This is a genomic window from Acidisoma sp. 7E03 (assembly GCF_054665075.1).
This window is the reverse complement of sequence record NZ_BAAFHE010000009.1, coordinates 1-12,145: the sequence shown is the minus strand read 5'-3', so window position 1 is coordinate 12,145 and position 12,145 is coordinate 1. Positions and strand designations below refer to the sequence as shown.

Sequence of the window (12,145 nt, the reverse complement as noted above, 5' to 3'; positions counted from 1 at the left end):
GTGTTGGCATGTCATTTCACCTCGACGACTACCTCATCCCGCTCAACCAGTATCTCGTCCTCCACGTCGATCCCTATATCGAGACCTATTTTCTCCCGGTGATGGTGGTGGTTGCGATCGTCGGCGCCGCCACCTGGCGGCGTCTCGCGCGATGGCTCGGCCGGTGCACCGGCCGCTGGGTGGCGCGGCGGCGCGGAGACTGAGGCTCCCGCGCGTCCTTGCAGCAGAAAACCTTCGCAGTTGCGAAAAGCGCCTCGATTGCGCCATGCCGCGGGTGTAGGAAACGCCGTCCGACCGCGGAGTTTCCCCTTGTCGCTCTCCCCCGCCCTGCTCGCCCTCGCCGCCGCCGCCTTCGGCATCGGCACGACGGAGTTCGTCATCATGGGTCTGCTGCCCGAAATCAGCCGCAGCCTGGGCGTTTCCATTCCGCAGGCCGGGCAGCTCGTCTCCGGCTATGCGCTGTCGGTCACGATCGGCTCGCCGATCATGGCGATCCTCATGGGCCGCTTTCCACGCCGTAAGTCTTTGCTGGCGCTCATGATCATCTTCATTCTCGGCAACGGGCTCTGCGCACTCGCCGGCAGCTACAACACCCTGCTCGCCGCCCGCATCTTCACCGCCCTCGCCCATGGCACCTTCTTCGGCATCGGCGCCATCGTGGCGGCGGAAGTGGTGCCGAAGCATCAGCGCGCCATGGCGATCTCGCTGATGTTCTCCGGCCTGACGCTCGCCAACGTCCTCGGCGTGCCGCTCGGCACGCTGCTCGGCCAGGCCTATGGCTGGCGCATGACCTTCTGGGCGGTCTGCCTCATCGGCCTCGTGGCCTTCGCCGCCCTCGTCATCTGGGTGCCGGACGTGCGGCAGGGCCGCCGCCCACGCCTGAAGCGTGAGATCGTCGCGATCGGCCACCCGCAGGTGCTGCTCGCCATGGCTGCGAGCGTCCTGTGCTCCGCCGCCCTCTTCTCCGTCTTCACCTACATCACGCCGCTGCTGGAACATGTGACGGGCATCAGCCCGCATGGCGTCTCCATCGCGCTGCTGCTCTTCGGAGTCGGTATCACCCTCGGCAATCTCGCCGGCGGGCGGGCCGCGGACTGGAAGCTGATGCCCGCGATCATGGGCATGCTCTGCATCCTCATCCTGATCCAGGCGCTCTTTACCGTGACCAGCGCCAGCGCCATTCCCGCCGTCATCACCATGATGGTGTGGGGCGCGCTCGCCTTCGGTGTCGGCGCGCCCTTGCAGATGCGGGTGGTGGACCAGGGGCGTGCGGCACCGAGTCTCGCCTCCACGCTCAATCAGAGCGCCTTCAACCTCGGCAATGCCCTCGGCGCCTCCATCGGCGGCCTGCTGGTGTCCGCCGGTGTCGGCTATGCGCATCTGCCCTGGTTCGGTGCGCTGATGAGCCTCAGTGCGCTCGGGGTCGTCGGCTACGCGACCTGGCTGGAGAAGCGGGTTCAGCGTCGGCGCGAGGCGCGCCGGGCCGAGTTCCGCGCCGGCCTGACGGAAGGCTGAGGCCCAAAGAAAAAGGCCGGCCCCTTGCGGGACCGGCCTTCGCCGTCAGTGTAGCCCGGGTGATCAGGCGGCGATGCGCGCCTGTTCCCCGTCCTTCGTGATCTGCTGGCGCCGATCGGCGATCTGCGCCTTCATCGACTTCTGCAGCTTCTCGAAGGCGCGGACCTCGATCTGGCGCACCCGCTCGCGGGAGATGCGATACTGCTGGGAGAGGTCTTCCAGCGTCGTCGCCTCGTCCTTCAGCCGGCGCTCGATCAGGATGTGCCGCTCGCGCTCGTTCAGAGTCTTGAGCGCGGTGGCAAGCAGCGCCTTGCGGTCGCTCATCTCCTCACGGTCGGCGATCTGCACTTCCTGGCTGTCGCCGTCATCCACCAGCCAATCCTGCCACTCACCCTCGCTATCCGCGCGGACGGGGGCATTCAGGCTGTGATCCGGCGCCGCCAGGCGACGGTTCATGTTGACGACGTCCTGCTCCGGCACGTCCAACACGCGGGAGATCTCGGCCACCTGCTCGGGGCGCAGATCACCGTCCTCGATCGCCTGCATCTGGCCCTTCAGCCGGCGCAGGTTGAAGAACAGCTTCTTCTGGGCCGCGGTGGTGCCCATCTTCACGAGAGACCAGCTATGCAGGATGTACTCCTGAATCGCCGCGCGGATCCACCACATCGCGTAGGTCGCGAGTCGGAAGCCGCGATCCGGATCGAAGCGCTTGACGGCCTGCATCATGCCGACATTGCCTTCGCTGACGAGTTCACCCATCGGCAGGCCGTAGCCGCGATAGCCCATGGCGATCTTGGCGACGAGACGGAGATGCGAGGTGACCAGCTTGTGGGCGGCCTCGACGTCACCCGAATCGCGCCAGGCCTTGGAGAGGCTGAGTTCCTCCTCCGCCGTTAGCATGGGGAACTTGCGGATCTCCTGAAGATACCGGGAGAGGTTTCCCTCCGGCGCAAGATTGATCGAACTAAGGGCCATTAGAGACTCCTTTTGCTCGGAGACAGCCTTCGTCGAAAAGCACTGTCCCGATACGACGTTGGTCAACGGACTTGACCGAAAATATGAACGAAGACGTCAGGTGCGTCTCTTCACGAGCCAGAGATTACCCCGCATTCGGCAGTAACCCTTCGGTGAATACTCAGACGCTTCAAGATCAGGTGATCACACGGTCTTCGTCCTCGGGCGGGATCATACGCCTCAGGACGCCGTTTCCGAATTAAAATCCGGATATTCAGGTCGGCCATTCGTCCGGCGAATGGCCGTGGAGGGTGGAGCGCCTATGCGCTCCACCCTCTGCTTAGCCGTTACTTGCGGGCATCGGGATTTTTTGTGCGGCGCGGCTTGAAGAGGTCCTGACCAGCCACGAGGCCGGCGACGGCCGCGGCGATGAGGATCGTGCCCTTGTGGCGCGCGAAGAAGCCACGCCCCGCAGCCGCACCCGCATTCGCCGCCTTCTTGGGCAGGGCCAGCAGCCCCACCAGGGCCGGCAGCATCGCTGCCGCCGTCTCCATCAGCGAGGGCCCCGCGGCCTGTGGCTCGGACGCGTTCCGATGGCGGGACCGGCGCGGCCGCGACGGGCGCGCCGCCACCAGTCCGATGAGCAGCACGATGATCGCCACCAGAGCCAGGGCGGCCGCGGTGATGAAGGCCGCCCAGACGGGGCCGAGACGGTGCTGCACGAAGATCCAGAGACCGGCCGCGGCGCAGCCGATCGCCGGCAGCAGGATGAAGCCGGCAGCGATGCCGCAGACGGTCAGCACCGTGAAGCGACGCGCCGCCTGCACCGGCCCCTCCATCAGGCGCGCCGGGTTGATGGCGACGCCGAGCCCCAGGCGCAGCAGTTCGGTGAGAATGCGCGACATGATCCCGCGCCGCTCAGCGAGTGAGGATCTTGCTGACGATGAAGCCCGCGGCGAAGGCCAGCAGCAGGCTCGTCACCGGCTGCTCCTCGACATGGGCGCTGATGCGATCCGCCGAGCGCCGCCCCGTGTCGGAGACCGTGTCGTAGAGATCGGCCGCGCGTTCCGAAATGGTATCCGCCGCATCCTGGCTGACCCGGCTCGCCTCCCGCACGGCGAGGTCCTTCATCTGCCGGATGAGCGCCGCGACGTCCTGCTTCAGCGCCGCAATGTCCTCCGCAATCCGGTTGGTCTGTCCTGCCGTTTCGGCTTCAAAATCGGTCATGGCGGCACCTTCTGCGTGGCGTGAGGAGGCGGGAGCGGCTTCCGGCCAGTCCCGAGGGCGTGCCGGAGATTTGGGCCAGCGAGACGGGATGGCAATAACCTCCCGCGATTTCGCGCCCGCTTTCAGGCCTCAGCGGGGCGGAGAATGTGCCGCAGCGGCGGCTCCGCCAGGAAGAAGAAGGCGACGCCGAGGATTTGCGTGACCAGGGCGAGGCCGAGGGCGGTGCCCCAGGGCCCGAGGAAGAACGGGCTGCCCGCCGCCTGCCAGGCCAACAACACGCCCGGCGCGGCCAGGGCGATGCCCAGGGCGCTGCGCGACCAGGCGAGCAGCGCCGCCTCGAACGGCAGGAACGCGCTGCGTTCGCTGAGGCAGGCGCCGATGAGGACGAAGAGGAACCCGAAGGTAAAGAGCGCGTGCGTGCCGAGGATGCTGCCACCGAGGAGCGCGATCCAGCCGAGGAGCACCATATGGCCGCGCACGACGACGAAATATTCGGCGCCGCGAAAGGCGAGCGAACAGGCAGCGGCACCCAAGGCGAAATCGGCCACGCCACCGAGCGCCGCGAGCCACGGCGCCCCATGAAAACCGACGGTGTATTCGGCCCCGTGATAGATCAGCGCGATAGCGAAGATCGCCATCACCACGTCCAGCACCGCGGTCCACAGCCAGTAGAGCACCACGGGCAGCAGGGCGCTGCCCAGAAGCGCCGTCATCAGCGCGGGAAAGAGCGGGGCGAAGAGCGGCGCCGACCAGGGACGTACCAGTCCGTGGCCGCCGAGGAGCGCCGCTGCCTCGAAGAGGATCAGCGCGAGCGCCGCATAGGCGAGCAGCGGGAGAAGGATGCCGACGAAAACCCGGCGCGCGATCGGTCTCTCCCAGCCCTGGCGCAGTTGGCGGTTGCAGTGGAAGACGCAGAAACCGCCCACCATCAGCCCGAGCAGCGGCATCAGCGCGCCCTTGTCGAGCGCGAAGCCCAGCAGCGCCGGCAGGCGCGCGGCGCCGGCGGCGAAGGGCGGCAAGCTCAGGAGCAGCCAGAGGAAGAAGAACCAGGCGGCGAGCAGACCCATGATCCGCACGCCGCGGAAATCCGCTCCCGCTGGGATCGTCTTGTTCTGCCAGGTGATCGTCTCGACGGTGACCATGACCGACTGCTCCGCCTCTGCCCGGCCGAGTGCGGCGGGGCCTTCACCCCTCGCTAGCAGAGGCCGGCGCCCGCGCCAACGCGGCATGGCAGCCAGGACCGGAAAAGCGAATTTGCTGTGACACGAGGGGCTTGCCCACCGCCCGCGAAGGCTCTAGACAGCGGCCCACACCGCAGGACTGGGTGCGTAGCTCAGCGGTAGAGCATCGCCTTCACACGGCGGGGGTCACAGGTTCAATCCCTGTCGCACCCACCAGTCCTCTCTCTGTGACATTGATATCGGCGAGCGCTTTGCCGCCAGCCCGTGCGCATCTGGCGGATGATGGGCTGTCAGTGACGCGTTTGGTCTGGGGGCCTTAACGTGTGGATGCCCGGCTCAAGGCCGGGCATGACGCATTTAGAAGCGATTCCCTCACAGGAACCGTTCTAGAACCCGAACATATGGTCGAGGGAGAAGCGCCCGGCCTCGTCCACCAGCCCGTGATAGCCGAAGAGCCGGCAGGTCTTGTCACGGATCAGCACATAGCCCTGGGGTCCTGCCTTCGCGATATCCGCCGCGGCGAAGATGAGATCCGGCCGGATCAGCATCGAGCCCGAGCAGGCAAGGCGCACCACCTCTTCCGCGATCAGCGCCCCCGCCCCGTCATGCAGCTGCAGGTGGGTCTCGGAGCGGGCCGCCCAGGGGCCGGAGGCCGGGTAGATGAGGTGCGAGAAGCTCGCGCGCCCCTCGCCGCCGAGCTTGAGGAAGAGCCGCGTGGTCAGCCCCGGCGGCGGGCCGGAATAGGATTGCGGCTCGCCCTTATAGGTCATCAGCGTGTTGAAGATATGCGCGCCGAAACTGGTTTCGGCGGCGTGGCTACCGTCGCGCCGCTCGTAGCGCATCAGCGCATGCAGCCAGCCGTTCGCCTCCCCGCCCTCGCGGAAGTCATAGACGAGATCGGCGTGGCCGCCCTCCTCCATCAGTGCGCCCTCGGGCAGCAGCCGGTCGAGATCGAGCATCACCTCATGGTCGCGCGGCAGATTGCCGAGGAAGTGCTGGCCGAGCGACCGGCCTTCGGCATCGAAGATGTCGAGCCGCAGCGGCAGGCTGCGCTCCTCCTCGGCCATCGGCGTGGGCAGCACCTGGCTGCGATACTGGGCGCGCGGAAGTATCGGGAAAGGCAGCAGGAAGCCGCGCCCCATCTCCGGCGGCAGGGCCGCGATGCCGGGATCGGCCGGCAGGTTCTCGCGCTCCACATTCACATGCGCGATGCGCGTGCGCCCGGCCCGCACCACCTCGTAGCGCGGCCGCACCACGTGGCGGCCGGCCCGCACCTCGATCTGCGCCGGCCAGCGCAGATCGGGCAGCAGCTCCGCGACGTCGAGCGCGCGCGTCGCGAAAGGCGGAATCGCCTCGGCCAAGGGCACCGGCGCCTCCGCGCCCATGCGGTCGAGCGCGATGCCGCCGGGCGGAATGGGCGTCGCGTGGCTGTTCTGCACCCAGAGGATCACCCGCTCGTCCGCGCGCGGCGCCGGCAAGCCCGCGAAACGGGCGGAGGGCCAGGCATTGGCGTCATGCGTGCAGGAGAGGCTCTGCTCCGCCCCATCGCTGCCGAAGGTATCGAGCGCGTATTTCACCACGTCATGCCCGGCGACGCCGACGGCATGGATGAAGAGCTGGCCGGTGAAGGGCGCCAGGCCAAAACGCGCGCGGATCTCCCGGCTGTCGAAGGCGACACCGCCGGCGCCTTCGGGCGCTGCCTGCTCCCATTCGGCGAGGATGGCGCCCGCGCCGTCATAGAGGCGGAGGAAGTAGCGCACAGCGGCGGCGCCATAGCCCGCCCAGTAATTCGCCGTCACGAGACGCGTGGAGAGGCCGTGCTCCTCGCGGAAGAAGGCGAAATTCATGGCGAAGTTCAGCGGGTCGAGATAGCGCTTCGGATTGGTGATGCGCGCCGCCGGCAGCTTTGCCTCGTCCAGCGTCAGCACCGTCATCGTCTCGGGCAGCTGGGCGCGCAGCAGGGCCTGCAAGCGCGCGGCATCGAAGGCGGCGATCAGCACGCAGCGCGCGCCGCTCGCCGCGAGCGCCGTCAGCGGCTGCGCCACGAGGCCGGCCCGCTGCTGCCCCACCTGGCGCACGTCCTGCACGAAGAGGCTTTCCACCGGCAGGCCGGGATACATGGTGAGCAAGGGTCCGGCGACCTGCTCGGGGTCGAAGAGCGCCACCGGCCCCGCTTCCGCCAGCTGAGCCGCCAGCCGCTGCATGGCCTCGGCGGCCAGCGGATGGGCCAGCGCCTTGTAGATGACGTTGCCGCCCTTCACCGCATCGAAGGTCTGAATGTCGAGCATCGCGATCTGCCTTCCTGGGGCGTTTCCCGTTTTGACCGAAACGCCGTCACACACGTCATGCCCGGCCCCCGAGCCGGGCATCCATCCGGTGGGGCGCCTATCCGGGTAGATCCCCGGGTCAAGCCCGGGGATGACGGAGTTGAGGGCGCTTCGACCCATAGTGAACCAGTTCAGAAGCCGAGCCGGCGCCGCATTTCCTGCGCCGCTTCGGCCGTGTCGTCCAGGGGGGTCACCGGCCAGTGATCATAGCGCCCGGCGAAGGGGCGGATGCGCCCCGTGGCCGTCAGCGCCTCGGTGAAGAGGCCGATGCGCCGCGACCGGCCGGGCAGCGGCGCCACCATCACCGGGGCACCCGTCGCCGCCGCCTCCGACACCATGGAGACGGAATCGATGGTGACGATGATGAGATCGGCGAGCGCCAGCATGCCGAAATAGGGGTTTTCGCCCTCCCCGTCCCAGACATAGGCGCCACGGGGGCAGAGGACTGCGCGCAGCGCCGCGGTCGCGGCCGGATCGGTACGGCGCGAGGGGGTGAGCATCAGCCCCACCCCGTCCCGCTCCATCATGCCGGCGAGCGAGGCGCCGAGGCCGGCCGCGACCTTGGCATCCAGCGTGAAACGCCCGTTGGTGCCGCCGACCGAGACGGCGACGAGCGGGCGCGGCAGATGGGCGAAGACCGGCGCCCACCGCGCCGCGGCCTCGGCCAGGCGCGGCGCCGTCACCCGATGCAGCGCGGTGCGCGTGACGATGACGTTCGGGCCCGTCACCTCGTCATGCGTGTTGACGATGATGAGGTCGAATTTCGAGAAGGCCATGCGCGGGTTCTGGATGTGCACCACGCGCGTGCGCGGCCCCCGCAGCGCCGCCCCCACAGCGCCCGCCATGCCGCCGCAGCCGAGGATGACGCCGGGCACCTCCCCCGCGATCGCCTGCGGCTGCACGGCGCTGAGCGGCCACGGCCAGCGCGGCGCCGAGACGTAATTCCAGGGGAAGCGCGCCGTCAGCGTGCGGAGGTCGGGCGCGAGGCCCGCGGCTTCGGCCAGACCCAGCGCCTGGGACTGCAGGCCCGCATAGGGCTCGGTGAGAATCCAGCTGGACGGGGCGGCCCGGTCGGGCGGTGTGGCCATGGATGACATGCGGCGCCTTGTGAGGCGGGGCGCCGCTGACGTCAACGTGGGCGCGGCGCGCGCACACGCGCGGGATTGCCCGTTGCCTCCCCCGGCGGCGCGTATAGGATCGACGGTCATGCAAACTGTCACATGGGCCGAGGCTGAGACCGGCGCCGCTGCGGACGCCTCGGCGACCGTCGCCCTGCTCGCGCGCCTCGTCGCCTTCGATACGACGAGCGACCGCAGCAACCTCGCGCTGCTCCGCTTCGTCGCCGACTATCTCGACGCCGAGGGCGTGCCCTACCGGCTGAGCCACAACCCGGCCGGGGACAAGGCCAATCTGCATGCCGTGATCGGCACGCCCGGCCCCGGCGGCCTCGCCCTGTCCGGCCATGTCGACACCGTGCCGGTGACGGGCCAGACCTGGACCTCCGACCCCTTCACCCTGCGCGCCGAGGGCGGCCGGCTCTATGGCCGCGGCACCGCCGACATGAAGGGCTTCGTCGCCAGCATGCTGGCCGCGGTGCCCGACCTGAAGGCCGCAGGCCTCGCCCGGCCCGTGCATCTCTTCCTCTCCTATGACGAGGAGATCAGCTGTGACGGCGCGCGCCGTCTGATCGCGGATATCGGGGACAGTGGCTGGCGGCCCGACCTCTGCCTGGTGGGCGAGCCGAGCCTGCTCACCCCCATCACCGGCCATAAGGGCCGCCTCGCGCTCCGCGTGCAGGTGCGGGGCAAGCCCGGCCATTCCTCCACCCCCGATCGCGGTGTGAACGCGCTGACGGCGGCGGCCGAGGCCATCGGCTGGGTGGCGCGGGAGAATGTCCGCTTCGCCGCCGAAGGCCCCTTTGCCCCCGGCTATACGCCGCCGCACAGCACCTGCCAGGTCGGCCGCATGGGCGGCGGCAACGCCATCAACATCATCCCCGACGAGGCCTGGTTCGAGATGGAATGGCGCACCGTGCCGGGGGATGATTTCTTCGCCGAACTGGCGCGCTTCGAAGACCATGTGCGACAGACCATCGAGCCCGCCATGAAGGCGGTGGACCCCGCGGCCGGCTTCACCTTCGCCGTGCTGAACTGGATCCCCGGCCTCGCGCTGCCCGAGGACCATCCGCTTGCGGATGCCGTGCGCCAGGTGACGGGCCGCAACCAGACCGGCCGGGTGAGCTACGGTACCGAGGCCGGGCTCTATGAACAGGCCGGGATTCCCGCCATCGTCTGCGGCCCCGGCAGCATCGACCAGGCGCATCAGGGCGACGAATGGATCGCTGCCCGCGAGCTTGACGCCTGTGACCGCTTCATCCGCCGCATGGCGGCGCAGGTCTGCCGGTGAACGCCGTGCTGCCGCCCCCCTCCGGCACCACCGCCCTGCCCGCCTTCGAGGTGCGGGTGGCAGCCCCCGATCTCGCGCCCTTTCGCGCCGGCAATACCGGCGTCGAAGGCTTCACAACGCGGGACAGCGGGCGCCCCGGCCCGCATCTGGTGCTGCTCGCCCTCATCCACGGCAACGAACTCGCGGGCGCCATCGCGCTGGAACGGCTGCTCGCCGCCGGCCTTACCCCGCTCACCGGGCGGCTGACCTTCGGCTTCGCCAATCTCGCGGCCTTCGCCCGCTTCGACCCGGCGGACCCCGTGGCCTCCCGCTATGTCGAGGAGGATCTGAACCGGGTGTGGGACCCGGCGACGCTCGGCGGCACGCGCCGCTCGGTGGAGCTGGACCGGGCGCGCGCAATGTGGCCGCTGCTCGCCACCGCGGACGTGCTGTTCGACCTCCATTCCATGCTCTGGCCCTCGGACCCGCTGATCCTCTGCGGCCCGTCCGAGCGCGGCCGGGCGCTTGCGCTCGACATCGGCACGCCCGGCCTCGTGATTGCGGATGCGGGCCACGGCAACGGGCGGCGGTTGATCGACCATCCGCTCTTCACCGCGCCCGAGGGCCGCGCCGTCGCGACCCTGGTGGAGGCCGGCCAGCATTGGGAGGCCGAGACGGTGCAGGTGACGATGGGGGCCATCGGCGGGCTTCTGCGCGCCCTCGGCATGGTGGCGCGGGACGAGCCGCTGCTGCCCCCGCCGCCGCCCGCGCGCCGCCCGGTCTATGCCGAGGTGACGAGCGTGGTGACGGCCAAGACCGGCGGCTTCACCTTCATGCAGCCCTACCGGGGTGGACAGATCATCCCGAAACGCGACACGCTGCTCGCGATCGACGGTGCCGCCGACATCCGCACGCCCTACGACAATTGCCTGCTGGTGATGCCGAGCCTCCGCCCGAGCCGCGGGCATACGGCGGTAAGGCTGGCACGCGTGGGGTGATGGGGGTGACCGATCACAGCGAAAAGCCCGAACCGAGCCCACCCTGTCCGGTCTCCCCCGCCCTGGTGGGAAAGGCAGGCGAAGTGCTAGTGGCGGGAGAGTTGCTGCGGCGGGGGATCGAAGTCGCCTATCCCGCAAGCGACCGCGGGATCGACTTGCTGGCCTACAGATTGACGGGGCCGGATGCGATGGCCCGCAGTTTCGTGCCGATCCAGGTAAAGACCCGAGCGGCCTCAGGCTTCTACTTTCACCGCTCCTGGTTCGAAAAAGTGCCTGGCCTCGTCCTGGTTCATGTCTGGCACGTCACCACCACTCCGGCGCAGTACGTTTTCGGCTCGCTCGCTGATGTTGAAGAAGCCCTTGGCGACTACGCCAAGTCTCCATCCTGGACCCAAGGCGGCGTCTACAACGTGACGAAAGCGAGCGACGATCACTACAAACGGATGGAACCGTTTCGGAATCGGTGGCACGTCGTGAGTGAGCGGCTCGTTTGAATCTGCCGCAAGCCGACCACCGCGCAGCGAGGTAGACTATCGCGGGCGACTACTTAAATCGACCGAAGACGCCGTTGCGACAGAAGAATCTTACAGCAAGATAAAAATCGACCAGACCACCTCATTATGTTGTTGCAAAACAACAAGAAGCTTAACAAAATGGAGTAAATTTTCTTCCAATCATTTGGATGTGAGCAAAACCTTGGCTGAACTTGCTTCCCAACCGACTTCGGTCCAATCCGTATATGGCTGGTATGCCGCGGACCGTCTGTTTGTTAACAGACGTTACCAGAGGAAACTAGTTTGGACGCTTGAGGAGAAGCAGAAACTGGTAGAATCTATTCTCAGGCGATACCCCATTCCTGCAATTCTTCTTTCTGAGAAAGATGACGGTTCTGGGAAGCTTGAAATCATCGATGGATTACAGAGACTAAATGCGATCATTTCCTTTATAGAAGCAGCATTTTCTCTCGCAAATGGTCGATTTTTTGATGTCTCCGCCTTTCCGACAGCTAAGGCTCGTCTTGACAGCGGGGAATTTCAGCCGTTGGGAAAAAGTCCCATTATTTCAACAGCCGAGGTGACTACATTTTTAGACTACTCGCTTGCGTTCTCAGTCATGAGAAAGGCAACAGACCGAGAAGTTGACGATGTTTTCGACCGTATCAACTCATATGGACATCGTCTAAGCGAGCAAGAACGTCGTCAATCTGGTATTCAAAACGAGTTCTCAGAGCTGGTAAGACGAGTAGCATCTAAGCTGAGAGGCGATGGTTCTCCACAGATAATGCCATTGCGTATGATGCCAGAGGTGTCAATTGACCTGCCTATGACGAAGCATGGCTACGACGTGCGGGCAGAAGATGTGTTTTGGTGCAAACAGGGCATCCTGCGGGCAACCGATCTACGCGATAGCATGGACGAACAGTGCATTGCCGACATTCTAGCTTCGATTGTTTCTGGCGCAGTCTTAGGGCCGGGACCCATAAAAAGGATTCACAGAGCCGAGCTGGCGTGATTCAAGGTTTCCGGAAGGAGACCTCATTTGGACGACGGATATTTTT

The 12,145-nt window shown here is 67.0% G+C and carries 12 protein-coding genes and 1 tRNA gene; 7 read left to right on the top strand and 6 right to left on the bottom strand.

What is annotated here, in order from left to right; all coding sequences use genetic code 11:
• Positions 1 to 8 precede the first annotated feature (8 nt).
• Both ACYQ6W_RS14560 and ACYQ6W_RS14555 read left to right on the top strand, forming a co-directional pair.
• A complete protein-coding gene (locus ACYQ6W_RS14560; protein WP_459676259.1) occupies positions 9 to 203 on the top strand; it encodes a hypothetical protein in 195 nt (64 codons plus the stop codon).
• 106 nt (positions 204 to 309) lie between these two features.
• Positions 310 to 1,515 (top strand): MFS transporter, encoded by a 1,206-nt coding sequence (locus tag ACYQ6W_RS14555; protein WP_459676258.1) that lies wholly within the window; start codon positions 310 to 312, stop codon positions 1,513 to 1,515.
• Positions 1,516 to 1,578: 63 nt separating this feature from the next.
• Here ACYQ6W_RS14555 and rpoH read toward each other — a convergent pair whose 3' ends face one another.
• The 4 genes from rpoH to ACYQ6W_RS14535 form a co-directional block, all read right to left on the bottom strand.
• Positions 1,579 to 2,490 carry an RNA polymerase sigma factor RpoH gene (rpoH, locus tag ACYQ6W_RS14550; protein WP_459676256.1) on the bottom strand — a complete coding sequence of 304 codons (912 nt, stop codon included), beginning with the start codon at positions 2,488 to 2,490 and terminating at the stop codon, positions 1,579 to 1,581.
• 326 nt (positions 2,491 to 2,816) lie between these two features.
• On the bottom strand, positions 2,817 to 3,374 hold the full coding sequence (locus tag ACYQ6W_RS14545) for a hypothetical protein (RefSeq protein ID WP_459676254.1): 558 nt from the start codon (positions 3,372 to 3,374) through the stop codon (positions 2,817 to 2,819).
• A gap of 13 nt (positions 3,375 to 3,387) precedes the next feature.
• Positions 3,388 to 3,696 carry an ElaB/YgaM/YqjD family protein gene (locus ACYQ6W_RS14540; protein WP_459676253.1) on the bottom strand — a complete coding sequence of 103 codons (309 nt, stop codon included), beginning with the start codon at positions 3,694 to 3,696 and terminating at the stop codon, positions 3,388 to 3,390.
• Positions 3,697 to 3,818: 122 nt separating this feature from the next.
• A complete protein-coding gene (locus ACYQ6W_RS14535; RefSeq protein WP_459676251.1) occupies positions 3,819 to 4,838 on the bottom strand; it encodes a hypothetical protein in 1,020 nt (339 codons plus the stop codon).
• A 180-nt stretch (positions 4,839 to 5,018) separates the two neighbouring features.
• Here ACYQ6W_RS14535 and ACYQ6W_RS14530 point away from each other — a divergent pair.
• Positions 5,019 to 5,093, top strand: a tRNA-Val gene (locus ACYQ6W_RS14530).
• Between the two features lie 170 nt (positions 5,094 to 5,263).
• On the opposite strand, the gene ACYQ6W_RS14525 is transcribed toward ACYQ6W_RS14530, so the two are convergent.
• Both ACYQ6W_RS14525 and ACYQ6W_RS14520 read right to left on the bottom strand, forming a co-directional pair.
• Positions 5,264 to 7,165 (bottom strand): hypothetical protein, encoded by a 1,902-nt coding sequence (locus ACYQ6W_RS14525; protein ID WP_459676249.1) that lies wholly within the window; start codon positions 7,163 to 7,165, stop codon positions 5,264 to 5,266.
• Between the two features lie 170 nt (positions 7,166 to 7,335).
• Positions 7,336 to 8,301 (bottom strand): mitochondrial fission ELM1 family protein, encoded by a 966-nt coding sequence (locus ACYQ6W_RS14520; RefSeq protein ID WP_459676248.1) that lies wholly within the window; start codon positions 8,299 to 8,301, stop codon positions 7,336 to 7,338.
• A 109-nt stretch (positions 8,302 to 8,410) separates the two neighbouring features.
• Between ACYQ6W_RS14520 and argE the strand changes: the two genes are divergently transcribed.
• The 4 genes from argE to ACYQ6W_RS14500 are packed head-to-tail and all read left to right on the top strand — an operon-like array spanning position 8,411 to position 12,099.
• Positions 8,411 to 9,610, top strand: coding sequence for an acetylornithine deacetylase (gene argE, locus ACYQ6W_RS14515; protein ID WP_459676247.1), 1,200 nt, complete (start codon positions 8,411 to 8,413; stop codon positions 9,608 to 9,610).
• The gene (locus tag ACYQ6W_RS14510) at positions 9,607 to 10,587 is read left to right on the top strand and encodes a M14 family metallopeptidase (RefSeq protein WP_459676246.1); all 981 of its coding nucleotides are present in this window, start codon (positions 9,607 to 9,609) and stop codon (positions 10,585 to 10,587) included. The genes argE and ACYQ6W_RS14510 overlap by 4 nt, the downstream gene beginning before the upstream one ends.
• Positions 10,588 to 10,592: 5 nt before the next feature.
• Positions 10,593 to 11,081, top strand: coding sequence for a PDDEXK-like family protein (locus ACYQ6W_RS14505; protein WP_459676244.1), 489 nt, complete (start codon positions 10,593 to 10,595; stop codon positions 11,079 to 11,081).
• Entirely contained in the window at positions 11,065 to 12,099 is a 1,035-nt protein-coding gene (locus tag ACYQ6W_RS14500; RefSeq protein WP_459676243.1) for a DUF262 domain-containing protein, read from the top strand. The genes ACYQ6W_RS14505 and ACYQ6W_RS14500 overlap by 17 nt, the downstream gene beginning before the upstream one ends.
• Positions 12,100 to 12,145: the final 46 nt, after the last annotated feature.

What these genes read in the sequence shown, in the direction of transcription:
- ACYQ6W_RS14560 (WP_459676259.1), top strand. Translation starts at nt 9, where the DNA reads ATGTCATTTCACCTCGACGACTACCTCATCCCGCTCAACCAGTATCTC.
- rpoH (WP_459676256.1), bottom strand. Translation starts at nt 2,490, where the DNA reads ATGGCCCTTAGTTCGATCAATCTTGCGCCGGAGGGAAACCTCTCCCGG.
- ACYQ6W_RS14545 (WP_459676254.1), bottom strand. Translation starts at nt 3,374, where the DNA reads ATGTCGCGCATTCTCACCGAACTGCTGCGCCTGGGGCTCGGCGTCGCC.
- ACYQ6W_RS14540 (WP_459676253.1), bottom strand. Translation starts at nt 3,696, where the DNA reads ATGACCGATTTTGAAGCCGAAACGGCAGGACAGACCAACCGGATTGCG.
- ACYQ6W_RS14535 (WP_459676251.1), bottom strand. Translation starts at nt 4,838, where the DNA reads ATGGTCACCGTCGAGACGATCACCTGGCAGAACAAGACGATCCCAGCG.
- ACYQ6W_RS14525 (WP_459676249.1), bottom strand. Translation starts at nt 7,165, where the DNA reads ATGCTCGACATTCAGACCTTCGATGCGGTGAAGGGCGGCAACGTCATC.
- ACYQ6W_RS14520 (WP_459676248.1), bottom strand. Translation starts at nt 8,301, where the DNA reads ATGTCATCCATGGCCACACCGCCCGACCGGGCCGCCCCGTCCAGCTGG.
- argE (WP_459676247.1), top strand. Translation starts at nt 8,411, where the DNA reads ATGCAAACTGTCACATGGGCCGAGGCTGAGACCGGCGCCGCTGCGGAC.